Below are 20488 nucleotides of genomic sequence, written 5' to 3'. Positions count from 1 at the left end.
ATCGCCGCTACTGCGTTGAAGACGAATCATCCTGAACCGCCGAAGTCGCTTCGGCGGTTCTTTGTTTTCGGACTTCGATGAAGCTCTGAATAAAGGCGTATAACGCCCAAGCGGTTGAAAGCATCATCACGACGACACGTACGATCGCCAACGTGTCGCCACGCCCGATCGCGCCTTTCAGCGGCATGATCAACCCCAACAGGATCAACAACGTTGCCAGGACCGCTACGTGGGCAACGGTTTTATTCTTGCTTCGTACGCCAGGATTACAAGCAAGCAAGATTCCGCCGAAGACAACCGGAATAAACGCAGTTGGCGACGGTGTCTCCGAGCCGAAGTAGGCCCAAAGCCCAAACGTGATCAACACGATCGCGTTTAGCAAACTCACATGACCGATATTCATGAATCGTTTTGTCCTTAAAGTGGTTCTGGTTGAACATGTCCTGGGACGACCAGCACCGGGTGTGGGCTGCGGCGAATACGATCGTGCGCAAACCCCTGCCCGTAACGGTCGTCGACCTCCAGTGGCAGCACGATCAACAGCTTGTCTTGGTTTTGCAACGGATTCGGCGGTGACAATTCACCCGCCAACGGTCGCAGGTGATAACTCCGCCCCAATTCGGTTGCCGTCTTTGCCATCGCTTGGTGAATCGATTGATGGGTTTTGGCAAGTGCCTCGGTAAAGGCTTCTGTATCCAAAGTCGTCCCATCGGACAACGCCTCGACGATCGAACGAATGTTTTCAAACTGTTCTTTCTCGACGACCAAATTCAAATCGACGGTCGACGATTCGGCGGACAACCCGAATGCCCATGCGGCGGATCGAAAGATCACGTCGCACTCGCTGCCTACCACGACGGCAACATGCGATGCGCAGTTGGCAAGCGATTGATCGCTGCGGCGTGTCACCAACATCGCCGCCGAACAACGCGACAATAGCACGTCGATCACCGTGCCTGCGCTGTCCGTTCCGACCTTGTCAAAGTCACGCCCAAATGGACAGGGGACGATGACCAAGTCGACCTCGTGCGCCGACAAGGCGGCCAGGATTTTGTCGTACGACTCCTCACCCTGCGCCGAAATCGAACGCGATCCCGTGAGATGCTCCACCGCCTGTGATGCGAGATCCGCGTCGATCGAGACTCGAGCGTCCAGGATCAATGTCTCGGTATTGAACTGCTCTCGCAGGTAAACCGCTGACTCGATGCCAGTTTTATCTTGAGGCGAACCGTCCAACACCAACAACACGCGCGACGGCCGAATGGGTGTGATCGCGGCAGCTTCGCCGACTTTCGATTTTTCGAACATCCGCATGGCCGCGTCGACTTCGCGTCCGATGTCGTCTTGTTGCGAATCAGTCATAGAACCGTCAGATGGATTAGTAGCGTCTTGCGATAAAGGCGGCGCTCGCACTTGCCGCCGGCACGCTACAAATGTACCAGGGATGCCGGAAGGCAGTAATCCGTGTCAACGGTCCCGCGTCATTGCGTCAGACTTCGAGACGCATCGGCGTAGTCGAGCACCGTGACACGTACCGGCATCGGCAGCTTGGCGAGTTCCTTGTCCATGTGTGGATCCGCGTCACCATCGACAACACGGCGGTACCACTTTGCGGATCCCTCTCGATGGCTTTTGCGATCCGCCATCGGAACGAATGTTTGACGAATCCAATCGGCGAGCGTCGCCGCTCCCACGTCCGATCGTGACATCTCGGCCAACTTGTGATCCAAGTCGGCCAACCGCATCGCGAGCGCCGCCGCTTTCATATCACTTTCTTGGTGAACCGCGACGACGAATTGCTGCGAAGTAAGATCTTCGAGTTTGTCCTCGCGGAACAGGGACTTGCTGGTCGTCTTGGCAACTACGCTGACATCGACCAATCCGCCCCGCCATCCGTTCGGCACGGCAAACGAAACCTGAAAGACCTTTTCGCCTTCGAGCACTTGCTGCGATGTCCAACGCAGCTTGAAATAAACGCCACGTCCACGGTCGGTCGTTCCCGATGCGACCACCGCTTGCATCGGGGCATGTTTGCTGTACTGCGACGAATTGGAATCCTTGTCGCTCGAATCCGCGCCCAAATGTCCGGCACCGAACGGATGGTAAGCGCTATCGACATTCAGTCCAACGTTGTCCGAGGTCTCGCGTTTCTGTGTCACCGCGATCGGACCGGCATAGTCGGTTTCGAGTTCAGTTTTGGGCAAGAACCCCACAACGGGATATTGATCGCGCATCGAACATCGAATCAACAAGTGATCGATCGGCGGCACCAAAGCCCCGCGGCTCGAATCGTTGACGATCAACGAAGAAAGGGGAAATGCGATCGTGACTTCACGGTGCGACGGACTGACCCCGGTATCGATTGCGGGGACGACCGCGGGCATATCAAATCGCACGCTCGGTCCGTTGCCCAAAACCGTTTGGCACTGCACCCCTTGGCACTGCGAAACACAAAGCACAACAAACAGCGAAACGCTTCTCGCGAATTGAATATCCATTTTGCGGGACTCCTGAAATCGTCATCGACGTCATCCGGAGTCATTCCGTTTTTGGATCGCGATCAGTTCCCTTGATCGTTTGTTGTCGAACAGTTTTTTTGCGTATGGGTTCGTGCGAGCGTCGTTTTCCGTCGCCCGCACCAAGATCATTGCGGTGGCCCAACCCAATGACAAGTCGCGTCTTCACCGCCGATAACCGGTGAAATCACCGCAAGCTGTTTCCGTCCACGTCGTGAAACACACGGACTGTCGAGGTGCGATGCGCTGACACCGATCACTTGATCGCGTCAGCGTGAAACAATCGACGTCTAGCTATGCATTCGCGCCAGCGAACTGCCCTTGGCAATGATCGCCGTTTCGTCACTGGACAGTTGGTCCAGACGCGTCATCACGGATTGACGATCCGCAAAGTGCTCGGCAAGTTTGACGTAGGTCGTGTGATGGCGAGCTTCTGATTCGAATAGCCCTGCATAAAACTCGGCCAACTCTTCGTCGCGAGGACGCACGTGTTCGGCCAACAATCGAAACCGTTCACAACTGCGGGCTTCGATCAAAGACGCGATCAGCAATCGATCCACCGCGCGATGCGGTTCCTGTGGACGACACAATGCATTCAGTTCGCGACCGTAGTGCCCCGTTTGCAGACGCCGAAATGGGATCTCACGCTTTTCCAGGACGTCCAAGACCATGAAATAGTGTTCGAGCTCCTCTTCGACGATCCTGGCCATCTCTTCGCACAATTGGCGATTTTCGGTGTAGGAATTCATCAAGCTCATCGCGGTCGACGCCGCTTTGCGCTCACAGTGCGCGTGGTCGATAAGGACTTCGTCCAAGTGCTCGTCGACTTGAGACAGCCACCGGGTGGTCGATTCAGATTGTAGGTGCAACATCAGAGAACTCGTCTAGCGAGAGCGGCAACAGATCACCGCCAGAAAGATCAATCGGCGAACAAGGCTTTGGCAAAGCTATCGGCATCGAACTTGGCAATGTCGTCAATCCCTTCGCCAAGTCCGACAAACTTCACCGGCAAGGAGAACTGACGGCGGATCGGCAGAATCACACCGCCGCGAGCCGAGCCATCGAGCTTGGCCAGCACGATTCCTGTGCATCCGGCCGCTTCGCTGAAGCCTTTCGCTTGGCTCAGTGCGTTCTGGCCCGCGGTTGCGTCGAGGACCAACAACACCTCGTCGGGCTCGCGACCAAGCTTCTTTTCGACAACGCGACGGATCTTTTGCAATTCTTGCATCAGGTTGGACTGCGTTTGCAAACGTCCCGCGGTATCGATGATCGCAACATCGGCGCCAATTTCGATCGCTTTGTCGACGGTTTGAAAGGCAATGCTCGCCGGATCAACGCCCTGCTTACCCGTCACGATGTCACAGCCGATCCGCTCGGACCAAATGGTCAGCTGCTGAACCGCAGCGGCGCGAAAGGTATCTCCGGCACCAAGAACGACCTTTTTACCGCTGGTGGCCAGGAAGTTAGCCACTTTCCCGATGGACGTTGTTTTGCCACTTCCATTGACCCCGACGACCAAGACAACGCTGGGCTTTTCACCGATTTTTAATGGAGCCTCGTCCTGACGCAGCATCTCGCGGGTCTGCTCGGTGATCGACTCGACCACGTCGGCCAGCTGGACCTTGCGGCCACGGAATTTCTTGGCGATTTCGTCGCGTAATTCCTCGGCGGGTCCGGCGCCCATATCGGTGCGAATCAGTTTCGCAAACAGTTCCCCCAAGAATTCGTCGTCGACCAATCGGCCTTCGTCTTTAAACAGATCCCGGATGTCGGTGTTCAGTGCTCGACGAGTCTTTTCGAGCCCGCTGCGGAACCGTCCCATCAATCCGCCCTCGGGACTCCCCAATCGACTATCCGCCGCACCCGACGTTTCGGCGGTGGGCTGAGATGCGGTGGATTCTTCGGACTGTTTTTTTGAACGCCAAAATGCCATGGGAGAGATCTACTATGAAACTCGGGGGCCGAATGGAGGTGCCTCAAGTTTGGCTAAAAACCCGCGATTGCGATACCGGTGAGAACTTTGCTGTCCAATTTCGGTCACGCCAAGTACCTCGCAGATGCCATAGCGGCGTAAGCCGCCGCAATCGGAAAAGTCTAGCTGATCAGTCCCGTTTACGTAGGCAGATCACGCGGACCGCGGAAGTTTTCAGCCTTCACAATTCATTCGTTTTAAGACCAAAAGAGTCCCCCGGCTTCCCGATAAGGCTGGTGACGACAGAGGCGACGCGTCAGAAGGTCAAGTCGCAGCTCCAACAGCGAATTCTTTTTGAGCATCCACGGATTGGCAATTTTGCGAAACCGCGGGGGACGAAAGGACACACGAATGTTCGGAGAGGTGCTGGCCCGACCAAATGAGGGTCGCAACGGCCCGCGTACCTTGGTCGCGGGCGTTACTCGTTGTTGCCCTGCCCTTTTATCACACCCAGAAAATGGAATTCGGGAGAATTTAAAGCGATGAAGCTTAGCAAAATTGCCATGCTGGCTGCGATTGCCTGCGCGTCTTACACGAGCAGCATGACCGCCAGCGCAAACGACTCGATTGAATTGGTTTCTCACTGTGCGGCCGCGTGCGACTGCGGCGAGCCAGTTTGCGGTTGCGAAGCCGTCGATGCTGGTTGCGACCCTTGTGGAGACGCTTGCGACGGCGGATGCGATTCGGCATGCGGTTGCGGAACCGGTTCGCTGTTGCCAGGACTGCTTAGCGACTGCTGCCTTGGTGACCAATGGTCGCTGTTCGGCGAGCACTGCGGTTGGACCGCTGGTGGTTGGGTCCAAATGGGCTACCACGACAAAGCTCTGCCTTTGTTCAACAGCCGCGCCGACAACGTTCAACTGCACCAAGCGTGGTTGTACGCCGAGAAAGCAATCGATACCTCGTGCGGTTTCGACATCGGTGGACGTATCGATTACGTCTACGGTACCGATGGACCCGATACCCAATCTTTCGGTATCGACAACGATCACTGGGACAACGGTTGGGATCACGGCAATGACTACGGTCACGCCATTCCTCAGCTGTACATGGAAGCCGGCTACGGCGACTTGTCCGTTAAAATGGGTCACTTCTACACCATCATCGGATGGGAAGTCGTTACCGCCCCGGACAACTTCTTCTACAGCCACGCGTACACCATGTACAACAGCGAGCCGTTTACTCACACCGGTGCTTTGGCTACCTACAACGTGAGTGACTCGGTCACCGCTTACGGTGGCTATGTCTTCGGTTGGGACAGCGGTTTCGAAGACAACGGCGACGCCTTCTTGGGCGGATTGTCGGTTGCTCTGAGCGACGACCTGACCGTTACCTACGCTACTGTTGCTGGACGTTTCGCGGACGACCGCATCACGACCGAGCAAGGCTACATGCACTCGATCGTTGCTGACGTTGCTTTGAGCGACAACCTGCAATACATCTTCCAAACCGACTTGCTCGATACGGAAGACAACGCCGGTACGCTGAACCGCAAATCGTTCGATATCAACCAGTACCTGATCTACACCCTGAGCGATTGCTTGGCCGTCGGCGGTCGCTTCGAGTGGTACAACGTTGAAGGAAACCTCCTCAACGGTACCGCTGCTGGTGTCGATTCGGACATCTACGCTCTGACCATGGGCGTCAACTATCGCCCACACGCCAACGTCCTCGTCCGCCCCGAAATCCGCTTCGATTGGGATGACGACTTGGTTGCCGGCCTAGAAGATGGCGACGATCAAACCACCTTCGGTGTTGACACGATCTTCATGTTCTAAGCGACTTCCTCGCTTAGCAGCCTGATCATCATCTCCAGCGGCCGCCCTTCGGATTCGAAGGGCGGCCGTTTTTTTTTTTGCTTGCATCTGATCAGGCAAGTTCTTTCGCGAATGCAAACACGACGCGACCGGTACGAATTAACACCGCGTGTTAAAACAGCGAAACCTGGGCAAATGCGAAAATCAAAATCATCAGATTTTTTGGCGCAATCATCCCGATACATCTCGTGGAAGATGATCAAGCGGCTCTCGATCGACGTCCCGCACCAGGCGGACGAAGCGGTCGTCGGTGTGCCGCGAAAGCACTCCGATGACACCCGATCGAAGTTCAAGATCCCGTAACGAAAGGATTCGTTCCGGAGCGGACTCAAAGGAAGACCCATGAAACGAAAATTGTTATTCACCACTCTCGCGATGTTGTGCTTCGGCTCAACCGCTATGGCCGGTGGCCCCGCTGCCGGAAACTACCAAGCTGTTTACCAAGCCGCGCCCGGCGCGATGGGCCAAGTCGCCCAGGTCAGCTGTGACGAAGTGACGTGCGGATGTGAAACGCCTTGTGATTGTGAAGCACCTAGCTGCGGAATCGAAACGGCCGATTGTGGCTGTGCGGAACCCGCTTGCGGATGCGAATCCATCGGTTTCGATGCTACCTGTGACGGCAGCTGCGGCGGTGGTTGCGACAGCGGATGTGGCTGTGGCGCAGGACTGTTCGGTGGCAAGCTCGGAAATTGCGAACTAGGCGATCCCTTCAGCCTGTTCGGTGAAGCCTGCGGAATCTCAGCCGGCGGCTGGGTTCAAATGGGCTACCACAACAACGCCCTGCCGTTGTTCAACAGCCGACCCGATAATTTCCAACTGCACCAAGGTTGGCTGTGGGCCGAAAAGGCCATCGACACCTCCTGCGGTTTCGACATCGGCGGACGCATCGATTACATCTATGGTACCGATGCTCCCGACACCCAATCGTTCGGCATCGACAACGATCACTGGGACAACGGCTGGGACAATGGTAACGACTACGGTCATGCCATCCCACAACTTTACCTCGAAGCTGGCTACGGCGATCTGTCCGTGAAAGTCGGTCACTTCTACACCATCATCGGATGGGAAGTCGTTACCGCCCCGGACAACTTCTTCTATAGCCACGCCTACACCATGTACAACAGCGAGCCGTTTACCCACACGGGTGCTCTGGCAACGCTGAACGTCAGCGACGATGTCACCGTCTACGGCGGATACGTCTTCGGTTGGGATAGCGGTTTCGAAGACAACGGCGACGCGTTCTTGGGCGGCATCTCGGTTTCGCTTAGCGACGACGTCTCGGTCACTTACGCTACCGTTGCCGGCCGTTTCGCAGACGACCGCACCACCAGCGAACAAGGCTACATGCACTCGATCGTTGCCGACGTTGCTCTGAGCGACAACCTGCAGTACATCTTCCAAACCGACTACTTGGACACGGAAGACTACCAAGGCAACGGTGTTCGTAACACGTTCGACATCAACCAGTACCTCATCTACACCATCAGCGACTGCTTGGCCGCTGGCGGGCGTTTCGAGTGGTACAACCAAGAAGGTGTCTTCAGCAACTACGGAACCGAGACCGACATCTACGCTCTGACGTTCGGTTTGAATATCAAACCACACGCCAACGTCATCGTTCGTCCCGAAATCCGCTTCGATTGGGACGACGACATGGTTGCCGGCCTGGACAAAGGCGACGACCAAACCACCTTCGGCATCGACTCGATCTTCATGTTCTAGTCGAACCCGACCAAGCGATTCCCGCAACGAAAACGCACCGATCAGAAATGGTCGGTGCGTTTTTTGTTGTGGCTGATGAGAACCATCGCAGCAATCACTGCGGCCGCAAAACAGTATCCAATGAGCCGCATGAAGCGAGCCACGGTCCCGTCACGCCACCACCAAATCACCGACGACGAAACGATTGCAAATTGGTTCGCACCGAAAGCATCCAATTAGCCGCATGGCGCTAGCCACGGTTCCGTCACACCACCTCAAATCACCGACGATGAAACGATTGCAAATCGCAAAATGAACATTGCAAATTGCAAAGTGTCTTGCACCCAGAAGCATCCAATCAAGAAACCGCTCGCTAGCGCGAAAGCGGCTGATGGGAGACGCCCAACCCAATCGATCGCGGCAATCAAACAGTATCCAATTAGCCGCATGGCGCTAGCCACGGTTCCGTCACACCACCCCAAATCACCGACGATGAAACGATTGCAAACTACAAATCGCTTCGCACCGAAACAGCATCCAATTAGCCGCATGGCGCTAGCCACGGTTCCGGCACACCACCTCAAATCACCGACGATGAAACGATTGCAAATCGCAAAATGAACATTGCAAATTGCTAATTGGCTTGCACCGAAAGCATCCAATCAAGAAACCGCTCTCTAGCGCGAAGGCGGCTGATGGGAGACGCCCAACCCAAACGATTGCGACAAGCACTGCGGCCGTAATAAAGAAAACGCCGATGGCGGGGGGGCCATCGGCGCTATCGTTAATGGAAGTGGGGACCGCTAGAAGGATCCGACGTGGGCTGACCTAATCGGATCAAGCACTCTTCGTAGTAGGCATCTGAAACAAGTTGTACTTGCCCGCGACCACGTCTTCATCGATCGTGTACACCTTGCCGCGTTCTTGATCGGGCAAATCGTACATGATGTCCAACATCACTTCCTCCAGGATCCCACGCAACCCTCGGGCACCGACGCCTTTATCGAGGGCACGGCGGGCAACCTGGTGCAATGCTCCTTCGGTGAAATGGAGTTCACAGTTTTCCATTTCGAAGAGTGCCTGGAACTGCTTCGTCAAAGCGTTCTTGGGCTCCCGGAGCACTCGAACGAGTCCTTCTTCATCCAGCTCTTGCAGGTAGCTAATCACTGGCAAACGGCCGACGAGTTCCGGAATCAACCCGAACTGCATCACGTCTTCCACTTGGATTTCGGCGACCAACTCCGCAGGTGTCTGCTCGTTGACTTTTCCGGCACCTTCGCCGAAGCCCAAGGTCTTGTGACCGAGCCGTTGGCGAATGATGTCTTCGATACCGACAAACGTTCCGCCGACGATGAACAGAATGTTGCTGGTATCTAGCTGGATGTACTGTTGCTCGGGGTGCTTCCGTCCGCCTTGAGGTGGAACGTTGGCGACGGTGCCTTCGAGCATTTTCAGCAAGCTCTGCTGAACGCCTTCGCCGGACACGTCACGTGTGATCGAGACGTTGCCGCCGGTCTTTCCGATCTTATCGACTTCGTCGATGTACAGAATACCGCGCTGTGCCGCTTCGACATCAAAGTCAGCCGCATGCAGAAGCTTCAGCAACAAGTTTTCGACGTCTTCACCGACATAGCCGGCTTCGGTCAACGTGGTGGCATCACCGATCGCGAAGGGGACATCCAGCATGCGGGCGAGTGATCGTGCAAGCAACGTTTTGCCGCTTCCGGTCGGTCCGCAAAGCAGGATGTTGCTCTTCTCGATCTCGACTTCGCTGTTGCCTTCCCAACCGCTGGTCAGACGTTTGTAATGGTTATGAACGGCGACAGCCAAAACGCGTTTGGCAGACGACTGGCCGATCACGTATTCATCGAGATGCTCGACGATTTTGCGTGGCGAGGGAATCTCTTTGAAGAGTTTCTTGCTCGGTCCACGACGGCGCTCCTCTTGCTCAAGAATGGATTGGCAAAGGTCGATACATTCGGCACAGATGTAAACGTCGCCAGGTCCTTCGACCAGCGGGCCGACATCACGATAGCTCTTTCGACAAAACGAACAGTAAGCGTTCTTTTTGTTCGACGAACTACCGCGAGTGCTGTTGTTGTTATCCTTGACGGGCATAAACGACTCCTATTGCGTTCGTGCAGCCTCATCTAATTTGACTACGTAGGGAGTTGCCAGGCGATTGCCATTCGCACCGGCGCTACGCATCCCGTCAAATCATACGAGACGTTACAGAACTGCTTTCGAACGGTTCGGCCCAATGTCCAGGCAACCTCATCGTTGTCCGAAACCGGTCAAGACCGGAGGGAGGGGACAACAAGGAGTCATCCATAACGGATGCCTGAACCCTGGTTGGTAAACGAGTTGGGTAAATGGTTTCCGAAGCCGATAGCCCAGTTGAAATTGGGAGGGCCAACTGCGGAAAAGGTGTTCGCGTCCCGGCGATGGATCAATCAATCCACAAAGCGGATCGATGGAAGGTCCAGTTCATTTGGTCAGGCAGATCAACCCGACGGTTTCGACTCGGAATCCGATTCGACACCCTCGGCCAATTCGCCGTCTCCGGATTGAGTCCGAGACGCTGCCTGTATTGTTCGGAATTCTTCTTCACTGATGTCACCTTTCAAACGCATTTCTTGCAAGTTTAAAGGCTCGTCAGCACTCGGCTCCCAGTCTCCACTGGTGTAGTCGCGCAACCTTGCCACGAGGAAAAATGCGGCCACAGACAGGACGGTCATAATCAGCAATGCAAGACCAGCCTTCAATGCTGGATCACTCAACAATCCCATTACTACCGCTCATCTCTAACACGCTCTCAGGACACCCGAATTGGCTCATCCGCGAACACTGCATGATATGAGTGTCCAGGATGGCGGGTCCAGCAGTTTTGCCCGTGTGAAACACTTTTTTCGGGTTTCACGCAATTTCAGTCAACAGCGATTTGAAAGCTTTCTAGTCGGGAGGTCGCCGATTTCGACAATTATCTGCCGACTAACTGCCGCCGTTTTCGCGAACCACCGAAATAGCTTGCTCTGCCAACGCCAATCCGGTCCGGCCATGTCCGTATGCCCGAAAGATCACCGGCCCCGTAAATCCACTTTGGGTCATCACCTCCCAAACCCGGCCCATATCGATATCGCCCTGCCCAAACGATTGGTCACCGCCACGCTCCAAATCAGGCTCGCATAGATAGACGCAGCTCAGACGGTGCTGCATCCTCGCCAGCCGCGCCCCGATCGGAAACTCGCCGCCAACGACCATTTCCCCGACATCCGCAGCCAGCCGAAGTGGCGTATCATTGCCAACCCATTGCCCAAATCGCTCAAAGTGGGCCACCGTCGGAATCGCATGCTCGGTCACCGGTCGCAGCGCCAAGCACGTCCCCACTGCTGCGGCGCGTTCGGCCAGCGGAGTCGTCGCGGCGGCTAGTCGCTCGAGCGTCCCCTCGCTTTGCCCACACCCCCGGCCGGTGGAAAACGTGATCGCGAGCGGGCTCATCTCTGCCGTCGCTTCGATCCACCGCTGGACTTTGGTCATCGCCGCCTGTTGCTCCGCGGCCACATCGCATGCCAGCGAGAACCCCTCCGGCCGCCGCGGCCGATCCAAAAATGGCGAGTCTAAATCAATCACCACTCGCAATTCATGCTCTTTGCTGATCGCGGCGATCTCTGCCGTTCGGCTTTCAAACCATGGCAACCCCAGATCCCAGACCCCACGTCGCGGTGCGATCGCAATCGCACCGAACCCCATCTCGGCCAGGATCGGTATCAGATCCATGACATCATGGAAATCCAAACTGCTGCAATGGAACCCGGGGATCATCGTTTCTTTGGTCATGCGTTCCTGTGGTCATACCGATGCCGTCAAACAAAACGCTCCGCCGGCAACCATCTTAACCGCTAATCGCATGAAACCCGAGTCGTTTCACTCGTCGGACTAAGTCACCTGCAACTTTGCCGACAGAAAGATCGCCGGCGCCACCAACGCAAACACGGCGAGTCCCCACTCCTGCCCCGCACCCAAGAATGCGAACGCGGCTGAGAAAGGAATGATCGTCAACAGAGCGGCTCGGATCGTCATGCCGATCGCCTTCGGACTAGAACGGACTTGCAACCGGGCCGCGCGAATCACCACCGGAACCGCAATCAGCACCATCATGATTGCGAATTGCCCCGAGGGACGAACCGCCAAACCGAGCTGCTGCTCTTTGGTCGCCAACCCCGGCGCAAACGCCAACATCAAGATCCCAATCAGGATCAATGCTAACCCCGTTCGACGGTTCGTCGGGTCACCGCCCATTGCCTCATCGCGGGCCAGCGTTGTGATCCCCATCACGTACACCCCAAAGCCAAGTGCCGCCGACCAAACAAATCGCGGGATCTCGGGGGCACCATTGACGACCGGCAATACCACCGAAGCCCCCAACAGAAAACTGAGGAAGCGACAGGCGCCCATCGCGGCGGGCGCGTACGGCGTCGGCTTTAGCGGACCGTCATAAGTAACGATCATGCACGCAAGCGCCACCGAAACCGCGGCAGGCAACCACGTTCTTGCGACCGCATCACCAACATCGACATAACCGCTGGCAGCCCCCACGATCACACCGATGATCAACAAAACCCAACCCGCGCGGCGGGCGGCAAACAGTGAAACGGCACCGCTCGGAATCGGTCGCTGTGGACGCTCACGGCGGTCTTTCTCGACGTCGAAAACATCGTTCAACACCATCCCCGCCCAATACAAACAAACGCCTGCCAACAAAACCATCGCAAAACGCGCCGGGGAAACCAAGCGCCCGCGACCAATAAGTACGCGCCGCTGACATCGGCCAAAATCGTAAATACGGTCGGCAAACGGACCAATTGCATCCAACCGAACAACGTCGGCGATTGCGACGACGGACTAGCAGCAGACTCAGCCATGGGGATCCCAGAACGTATCAATCAGGCAAGGAAATAATCAAATCAAACCACTCGGCGGCAGCACATTGTCGCACAGTTAAGAACACACGACACAGTGGCTCAGTCAATACAACGGGCCTCAATAAAACAAGGCACGGGGGCACCGAGAATCTCTGATTCCCGTGTCGCCCGTGCCTTATCTGTTGAATGCGTGCCTTGTCGTTCGACCGCGTACGCAGGGTGCCCCTGCCTATTCGCCGACCGCCGAATTATTCTTCGACCGGCGCTTCGTCGCTGCCGCCTTCAAGCTTGCTTTGTAGTTCATCGAGCAGCAATTGCAAACGACGCTTTTGCGCGCTTGAAGCGCCTTCGGCCAACTCCAACGCCTTCTTCTGTGCGTCAACTGCCGATTTGTAGTCTTCTTCCATCGCAAAGTAGCGAGCCATCACTTCAAAACAGGCCGCCTTTTGTTCGGCAACTTCGGCGGTCTCCGATTCGGCCTTCAGTGCCGAAGTGATATCGCCAACCAACGGTCCCAGGTCGCCACCGTTTTGGCCGATGCCGTACAACTGCATCGCGAAGTTCAACAGTGCAGGCGGATTCCCCTTCAGCTCTTTCAGCTGACCGCGGTAGTGATCGAAGTCTTCTTCGACCGCGGTGCCAGTCAACAAGCGGAACTGGTGACGGATGTTGATCCAATTGGATTTGAATTCTTCGTTTGGCGCCGAGGCGATTTGCTCTTCAAGGATCTTGCCTGCCTCTTCGATTTTGCCACGTCCGGCCAACATCGCGAACTGCTGCAATGTCTCTTCAAACTGCTTCTGCTGCTCACGCTCCAACTTGAACGCGTCGCGATCCCACGAATCGTTGATCACTTTGGCCAACGGTTCGTCCATCTCCATCGGGTGACCGATCCATTCGACGATCCCCGACTTGCCAACGATGAACGCGGCGGGGATCCCGTTTTGCCCAGCGGCTTGCATGTAGTCTTTGTGTGACGAACCGTCTGGATCACTGGTCAACGTGTACGGCGAGGTCACGACGGCGAACGTTTCCTCTTTCCCCGGATAGGGCTCTTTCAATTTGGCCGAAACGGTCTCTTCGTCTTCGTCGCTGATGCTGACGATTTGCACATTGTCACCGCGATACTTCTGCTGCAATTCGGCGAGGTGCGGCATGCTGGCCACGCATGGCGGACACCAAGTCGCCCAAAACTCGACAACATAGACGTTGCCTTTTTTAAAGTCCGTTACTTTGGCATCGCCTTCTTCGTAGTAGTGGGCGATGTCTAGCGAAGGGGCTTTTGAACCGACATCAAGATCGGCTTCCGCCTGTGCGGGACGCGTCGTCATCGCGGCCGTCGCGGCGCAGCAGATGAGAGCTAAGGCATAACGTTTCATCGAGTTCACTCAGTAGGAGTCAGGTTGGACGGTTTGTGGAATTGGCATTCTAATGCAGGATCCGACTCGAATTGGAGCCGGCTTTATCGCGAATTCTCCACTACGGAGACGACAATGCCCGCGTTCGGGTGCCCTGCAAGAAAGATGCCTAAATGTCGGCCATTCCCGCCGTAATTTGCTTTCAAGCCAAACTTCGCGACACCGCACCGAGACGATCACGCCGAAACGACTTTCCGCGGAACTTTGCCCGATCGACGGGGTTCACACGGCTACCCGAAGCCCCACCGTCGCGCAGCGCTGAAACGCTCGGTCCCATGCGAACGCCCCTACACATCCAACACAAACGGCCGGCGTCCGACTGGCCATGGAGTGAATTCGATGAGTGATATTGCCAGTCGTCGTCCTAACCGAAATTCGGCACGACGTCGTTTCACTTCCCTTTTGGCCGCCCCACTGATGGGCGCACTCCTGACCGGCTCGCTGCTCGGAGCAACCGCTTCGATCGCATCAGCATCCGATTGGACTCGATTTCTCGGCCCCCACGGCAGTTCGGTCGCCCAAGACGCAAAAGGCCTCGTCGAGCAGTGGGGCGATGACGAAAACATTCTCTGGAAAGCGGACCTTCCCGGCCGAGGCGTCTCCAGCCCCATCATTGTCGCGGACAAAGTCTTCGTCACCAGCTATTCGGGTTACGGCACCGGCGGTGAGAACGAAAAGATGGACGACCTCAAGCGGCACCTGACGTGCTTCGATGCTAATTCGGGCAGCCAACTCTGGACGAAAACAATCGACGCCGTGTTGCCGGAAGATCCGTACAGCCCGCCAGGTGTCACTTCGCACGGCTACGCCAGCCACACCCCGGTCAGTGACGGTAAAAACGTTTTTGTTTTTCTGGGAAAGTCCGGTGTCATCGCCTATGACCTCGACGGCAACGAAAAGTGGCGTCGCAGCGTCGGTACCGGCAGTGGTCCACAAAAATGGGGCTCTGCGGCCAGCCCGATCCTTTACCAATCCGGTGACAAATCACTGCTGATCGTTACCGCATCAGAAGAAAGTGAATCGCTGGTCGCTTTCGATACAGAAACCGGCAACGAAGCCTGGAAGTCAGAAGCGGCCAGCCTTGCGGGTTCCTGGAGCACGCCAAACTTGGCCAAGTCCGACGAAGGAACCGACTTGGTCTTGATGGTCCCCGGGGAAGTCTGGGGCATGAACCCTGAAACCGGAAAACTCCGCTGGTACTCCCGCGGAACCACTGACAACACAACCTCCGCCAGCCCTATCGTTGTCGGCGATATCGTCTATGCGATCGGCGGACGCGGTGGCGAATCCGTCGCCGTCCGCACCGGCGGAAGCGGCGACGTCAACGAAACGCATATCGTTTGGGACGCGAACATTCCCGGCCGCTTTTCATCGCCGATTGCCTACGACGGTCACATTTTTGTCTACAGCGACGGCGTGATCTCGGCGTATGACGCCGAATCCGGTGACCGCGTTGGACAACGGCGTTTGCCGAGCAGCAGCGGTTCCGGTGGCGAATCGGGTGGCCGTGGTGGGCGCCGCGGGGGCTTCGGAAACATCGACTACGCCACGCCAGTCATCGCCGACGGAAAACTTTACATCCCGACCAATCAGGGCGAGTGCCATATTGTGTCCGCCACACCAGAACTGGATGTGATCGCCACAAACCGCTTGACCGACTCCACCGGCTTTGCCGCGTCTCCTGCGATTAGCGACGGAAAATTGTACTTGCGCAGCGGTGGCGCTCTGTACTGCATCGGCAAACAGTAATTCGCGACTGTCACTTGCTGGAACGTCACTTGCTGGAACGCACTCGACCGAGGTGTCCAACAGAGAACACCCAATCGATGTTTCCTCTTGCCAGCAAAAACTTTCCTACTATCGGCGTGCATCACGCCGATAGCGTCACCTAAGCCAAGCGTCCTGGTGACAGTGGACAAATGACGCATTTGCAGGGTCGATTACGCGAAGTTGCAATTATCGTTGACAACAGACGGCGATAGAATGGTCGGATCGCCGAATCGATTTCACGTAATCGCAAATATGCCGCTGCTTTCCCGCCTCTACGCCCGCACCGTTTTCGCTCCCACACTCTGCTGGAACTACCTCCTTGCCAGGGTGCTGCACGTCCGCCGCTGGTGGGACCGCATCGACGAGCACGTCATTGTTGGTGCGTACCCGTTCGGCAAAGACGTTGCCGGATTGCGTGGCGAAGGTGTCCGCGCGGTCGTCAATACCTGCGAAGAATACGCCGGTCCGACGATCGAATACCACAAACATGGCATCGAACAACTTCATATCCCGACGACAGACTTCACCCACCCAAGGTTAGGTGATATCGAAGCGGCTGTTGAATTCATCCAAAAGTACAAGCTGCAAAACGACACCGTGTACATCCACTGCAAAGCCGGTCGTGCTCGCAGTGCAACCGTGGCAGTCTGCTGGCTGATGAAGTATCGCCAAATGACGCCCGACCAAGCTCAACAGCATTTGCTTGCCGCCCGCCCGCACAGCAATCCTCATATCGCTTCACGCCCCGTCGTCAAACAGTACGAAGCGTTGCTGCGTGACGAAGCCAACACACCAGCGTTGTTTCCATCGATCGAAGAAGAGCCACTAACAACCAGTGGCGAAGATCAAAACGCGGGATAAGCAAGCGCCGGGAAATACAAATCCCAGCGATCCATCCCATCTAGCCTCCGGTGCGACAACACAGCATCCACCGGCTCGGTCAAATCGACCATTGAATTTTGCGTGTTGATCACGAAGCAGCGACGATTTGAATCCCCGTCGCGTTGGCTCCATTCTGGATGTGAATCAAGACGCTTAACATCCTGTTGATTTTCGAGTGTCGCCTTTCGCTCCGCCAAAGTAGCGTTCACTGCCACTGCTCCCCATTAGCCGCATGGCGCTAGCCACGGTTCCGTTGCACTCATCAAAAACGTTGCCGATGGTCAGGATTGCAAATTGCAAAATGAACATTGCAAATCGCAAATTCAATCATGCGTGTTGTTCACAAACCAGCGACGAATCAAACCCCCGTTGCGTTGGCTCCATTCTGGATGCGAATCAAGACACTTAGCATCCTGCTGACTTTCGAGTGTCGCCTTTCGCTCCGCGAAAGTAGCGTTCTCTACCACTGCTCCCCATTAGCCGCATGGCGCTAGCCACGGTTCCGTTGCACTCATCCCAAACGTTGCCGATGGCCAGGATTGCAAATTGCAAAATGAACATTGCAAATCGACCATTGAATCTTGCGTGTTGATCACGAAGCAGCGCGAGGCACGGGATTGGTAAAATCACGTTGTAGCTGTCGCGGAAACCTAATCAATGCAGACTTGCTACTGCTGCTCACCAAGCATCTCGATGCGTGTTGGCAACTTGATGGCCCTGCTGAGATCGAGTTCAAAACTCTCTTGATAGGGCCGTGCGGCATCAATCGCAATACCTATCTCTCCGTGGAAAACAACACGAAACTCGCCATTCGTGTAGCGTAGAACCATCAAATCGTCGGCACGATTCGCAGTCTTCCCGTTGATCGAAACGACCCCTGATACTTGGGCAGTCGTCTTTACACTGATTCGGCGACCGTCCTTGCCAATCACATCGAACCCGGCTTGATTTACTTGAGATGCCAAAGTCCCATCAACCATTCGAGCACAATAAAACTCTCCCAACCTACCCAACAAATGCCGAGTCTCCGTTGGCTGGCAACCGAATTCGCCGACCTCCAACGCCAAGATCTCCATGTATTTTTCGTACAGCAACTCGATCTGGCTTTGGCTTAACGCCAAAACTCCTGGCAACGTAGTTTCTGACACGTCAGTTGAATTCGCTTCCGAGCAACCCTGGTTTTGATCGTACAACGTGAGCGTTCCATTCACCCGCTCTCCAACAACGACATCTTCGACAGCGCATCGCGGTCGCCAATAGACCAAGCAAGTATGAGGGACGTCCGGCCCAAGGTATCGGTATTCGCCTTGCCCAACCCGAACAAACAACGGCGAGTCGTTGGCCCCCTTATTCCATCGGTTGTAGCAAAAATCCGAAGGGATAACGCTTCCTGGATTCGTTCCAAAACGCTGGCTGATTTCGTCCTTAATCTCTTTCGAAGTCAGCAATCGGACGACGCCATCAAACGCACTCACGAACTGGTTGTAACTATTCATCCAATCAAAAACCGTCACATCAAGGAGCAAGAACAACGTCTTCTAATCAGACCAAGTCCCTTGGAACATCGAAAGCGACGTGTCTTCAAAATGCGTTTGATCCACGACATTCTTAACCCAACCCAAACCATTCCAACTCTCTGGATTCAATTCTTTCGTGGCATTGCCAATTGGTTGAGCAGCTTCTGCATCGAATCGATACCAACCCGCGAAGTAGTTGGCTGGACCTTCGGCACATACAAGAAACCGCTCGCTAGCGCGAATGCGGCTGATAAGACACAGGCCGCGCAACAATGCAGCCACCTCTCCCATTAGCCGCATGGCGCTAGCCACGGTTCCGTTGCACTCATCCAAAACGTTGCCGTTGGATTGGATTGCAAATTGCAAAATGAACATTGCAAATCGCAAATTCAATCATACGTGTTGGCCACGGATCATCGTAGTAGCGACGCCGGCCCCTCCGGGGCGATTGCATGGTGAGTTTTTTAAAACTCGGGGCTCCCGCCCCGCGCTAACCAAGCCGGCCCCTCCGGGGCGTGCGCGGTATGACTCAACACTCGCCCCAATGGAACCATGCCCGAACATGGTGCGTGATTGCACTTCGACTAGGGGCAGGCTTGACTCCGGAGGAGTCCGCGTCGGTAGCTCGGGGTGGCAACCCCGAGATCGCAACGAGAACCACAGACTCGCCCCGGAGGGGCCGGCGGACTTTCAAACGCCGGATGGTGCCATCCAGTAAATGCTTGACTCGATCCGCTCGCCCGGTAGATTGATCGCACCCCCATACAGGAGAGTGCGATGCCTCGGCCTCAGCGATGTGAACAGTTCACCTCAGGTGATGTCTGTATAGTCCATATCCAGCAGCGGTGTGTTCGCCGCGCTTGGCTCGCCGGCGTCGACCCCGTTTCCGGGAAGGACTATTCCTTTCGCAAAGAATGGATCCGCCGCCGTCTCGAAGCGCTCGCCTCGGTATTTGCCGTTGATGTGCTCAGCTATGCGGTCATGAGCAATCATATGCATCAGATCCTCCGCAACCGGCCGGATGTCTGTGCTCAGTGGACCGACGAAGAAGTCGCGATCCGCTGGCTGCGTGTCTTCCCCGGCAAACGACTGGAAGAACACCTCGCCGAACCGAACGAAAACGATGTCAAAAGGCTGGTGCGGGACCGCAAGCGGATCGAGCAGATCCGCGATCACCTATCGGATCTCTCGTGGTTCATGCGTGCCTTGTCAGAACCGATCGCACGGATGGCGAACAAGCAAGATGACTGCACGGGGCGGTTCTGGGAAGGACGCTTTAAAGCGCAGCGGATTGTAGATGAGGCTGGCTTATTGGCCTGTGCCATGTATGTTGATCTCAATCCGGTCCGTGCGGCGATGGCAGAGAGTCCCGACCAATGTCCCCACACAAGTGCTTACGATCGGGCGAAATCAAAACGCGGCGAGCTGATCCCATCGGCCGCGTTTGACCTCAAGCCAGTGAGCACCGAAGAGGCGGGGCGGGAGATCCGCGAAACACCAGTCGATGAACTGCGCGAAAAGCGAAAGCAAAGCCGTAAGAATCCGACAGGGAAACGCATCCGGCGCGACGCTTGGCTCAGCCCCCTAAGACTGAAACCCGACAAGCTTTCTGATGACGCCGAAGTCCATACCGAAGGCGTACGCAGCAGTGACCGGGGATTCTTGAATGTGGATTGGGAGGCGTACTGGGAACTGCTTCGCTGGACGGCGAAGCAGAGTGTCGACGGGATGTCGGCGAAGGTCCCGAAATCATTGGCCAAGATTCTGGGCCAACTCGGGATCGATGTTTCGATGTGGCGCGACTTGGTTTGGCACTGGCCCAAGTTCTTCGGCAAGGCCTCGTGCATCGGCAGCCCAGAATCCATGCAAGAGCACGCAAAGCAAACAGGCCGGCAGTATCATCGCGGCCAAGCAATCGCGGCGGCCTGCTTCGACTAGCTTGTCGCAGATCAAATTAGCCATCGCCAACG

Annotated in this window: 19 protein-coding genes; 7 read left to right on the top strand and 12 right to left on the bottom strand. The window is 55.9% G+C overall.

All coding sequences use genetic code 11. The annotated features are described in order from the left end of the window. Positions 1-7 precede the first annotated feature (7 nt). The 5 genes from CGZ80_RS09445 to ftsY form a co-directional block, all read right to left on the bottom strand. Positions 8-403, bottom strand: a complete 396-nt coding sequence (locus CGZ80_RS09445; protein WP_094413678.1) for a hypothetical protein — start codon at positions 401-403, stop codon at positions 8-10. Positions 404-417: 14 nt separating this feature from the next. Then, positions 418-1362: a hypothetical protein gene (locus CGZ80_RS09440; protein ID WP_094413676.1), complete on the bottom strand. Its 945-nt coding sequence runs from the start codon at positions 1360-1362 to the stop codon at positions 418-420. A gap of 119 nt (positions 1363-1481) precedes the next feature. Further along, on the bottom strand, positions 1482-2498 hold the full coding sequence (locus CGZ80_RS09435; RefSeq protein WP_094413674.1) for a hypothetical protein: 1017 nt from the start codon (positions 2496-2498) through the stop codon (positions 1482-1484). 308 nt (positions 2499-2806) lie between these two features. After that, entirely contained in the window at positions 2807-3388 is a 582-nt protein-coding gene (locus CGZ80_RS09430) for a tRNA-(ms[2]io[6]A)-hydroxylase (protein WP_094413672.1), read from the bottom strand. 47 nt (positions 3389-3435) lie between these two features. After that, positions 3436-4338, bottom strand: coding sequence for a signal recognition particle-docking protein FtsY (ftsY, locus tag CGZ80_RS09425; protein ID WP_409994539.1), 903 nt, complete (start codon positions 4336-4338; stop codon positions 3436-3438). Between the two features lie 632 nt (positions 4339-4970). Between ftsY and CGZ80_RS09420 the strand changes: the two genes are divergently transcribed. The 4 genes from CGZ80_RS09420 (at position 4971) to CGZ80_RS27910 (ending at position 8249) form a co-directional block, all read left to right on the top strand. Beyond that, entirely contained in the window at positions 4971-6266 is a 1296-nt protein-coding gene (locus CGZ80_RS09420) for a porin (RefSeq protein ID WP_094413668.1), read from the top strand. Between the two features lie 174 nt (positions 6267-6440). Beyond that, positions 6441-6608, top strand: a complete 168-nt coding sequence (locus CGZ80_RS27915; protein ID WP_158222632.1) for a hypothetical protein — start codon at positions 6441-6443, stop codon at positions 6606-6608. Between the two features lie 39 nt (positions 6609-6647). After that, entirely contained in the window at positions 6648-8030 is a 1383-nt protein-coding gene (locus CGZ80_RS09410; RefSeq protein WP_233148331.1) for a porin, read from the top strand. 75 nt (positions 8031-8105) lie between these two features. Then, complete coding sequence (locus CGZ80_RS27910; protein ID WP_158222631.1) at positions 8106-8249, top strand: hypothetical protein; 144 nt, start codon at positions 8106-8108, stop codon at positions 8247-8249. A gap of 597 nt (positions 8250-8846) precedes the next feature. On the opposite strand, the gene clpX is transcribed toward CGZ80_RS27910, so the two are convergent. From clpX to CGZ80_RS09385, 5 genes are all read right to left on the bottom strand, one after another. Continuing rightward, positions 8847-10127 (bottom strand): ATP-dependent Clp protease ATP-binding subunit ClpX, encoded by a 1281-nt coding sequence (gene clpX, locus CGZ80_RS09405; protein WP_094413664.1) that lies wholly within the window; start codon positions 10125-10127, stop codon positions 8847-8849. 386 nt (positions 10128-10513) lie between these two features. Next, positions 10514-10798 (bottom strand): hypothetical protein, encoded by a 285-nt coding sequence (locus CGZ80_RS09400; RefSeq protein WP_094413662.1) that lies wholly within the window; start codon positions 10796-10798, stop codon positions 10514-10516. A 202-nt stretch (positions 10799-11000) separates the two neighbouring features. Then, positions 11001-11846, bottom strand: a complete 846-nt coding sequence (locus CGZ80_RS09395) for a sugar phosphate isomerase/epimerase family protein (RefSeq protein WP_094413660.1) — start codon at positions 11844-11846, stop codon at positions 11001-11003. 99 nt (positions 11847-11945) lie between these two features. Beyond that, on the bottom strand, positions 11946-12800 hold the full coding sequence (locus CGZ80_RS09390) for a UbiA family prenyltransferase (protein ID WP_255407703.1): 855 nt from the start codon (positions 12798-12800) through the stop codon (positions 11946-11948). A 379-nt stretch (positions 12801-13179) separates the two neighbouring features. After that, complete coding sequence (locus CGZ80_RS09385; RefSeq protein ID WP_143543827.1) at positions 13180-14310, bottom strand: TlpA disulfide reductase family protein; 1131 nt, start codon at positions 14308-14310, stop codon at positions 13180-13182. A gap of 378 nt (positions 14311-14688) precedes the next feature. Here CGZ80_RS09385 and CGZ80_RS09380 point away from each other — a divergent pair, with 378 nt between their 5' ends. After that, positions 14689-16098, top strand: coding sequence for a PQQ-binding-like beta-propeller repeat protein (locus CGZ80_RS09380; RefSeq protein WP_233148330.1), 1410 nt, complete (start codon positions 14689-14691; stop codon positions 16096-16098). Positions 16099-16371: 273 nt separating this feature from the next. Further along, positions 16372-16980: a phosphatidylglycerophosphatase and protein-tyrosine phosphatase 1 family protein gene (locus tag CGZ80_RS09375; protein ID WP_094413652.1), complete on the top strand. Its 609-nt coding sequence runs from the start codon at positions 16372-16374 to the stop codon at positions 16978-16980. Between the two features lie 689 nt (positions 16981-17669). On the opposite strand, the gene CGZ80_RS09370 is transcribed toward CGZ80_RS09375, so the two are convergent. Together CGZ80_RS09370 and CGZ80_RS09365 are read right to left on the bottom strand one after the other, a co-directional pair. Then, positions 17670-18497, bottom strand: a complete 828-nt coding sequence (locus tag CGZ80_RS09370) for a DUF6998 domain-containing protein (protein WP_094413650.1) — start codon at positions 18495-18497, stop codon at positions 17670-17672. Between the two features lie 42 nt (positions 18498-18539). After that, positions 18540-18893: a hypothetical protein gene (locus CGZ80_RS09365; protein WP_094413648.1), complete on the bottom strand. Its 354-nt coding sequence runs from the start codon at positions 18891-18893 to the stop codon at positions 18540-18542. A gap of 402 nt (positions 18894-19295) precedes the next feature. Between CGZ80_RS09365 and CGZ80_RS09360 the strand changes: the two genes are divergently transcribed. Then, a complete protein-coding gene (locus tag CGZ80_RS09360; RefSeq protein WP_094413646.1) occupies positions 19296-20456 on the top strand; it encodes a hypothetical protein in 1161 nt (386 codons plus the stop codon). The last annotated feature ends 32 nt before the right edge of the window (positions 20457-20488 follow it).

The sequence above is a fragment of the Rhodopirellula sp. MGV genome (assembly GCF_002251265.1).
In the GTDB taxonomy this organism is placed as follows: Bacteria; Planctomycetota; Planctomycetia; order Pirellulales; family Pirellulaceae; genus Stieleria; species Stieleria baltica_A.
This window is presented reverse-complemented; position numbering and strand designations above follow the sequence as displayed.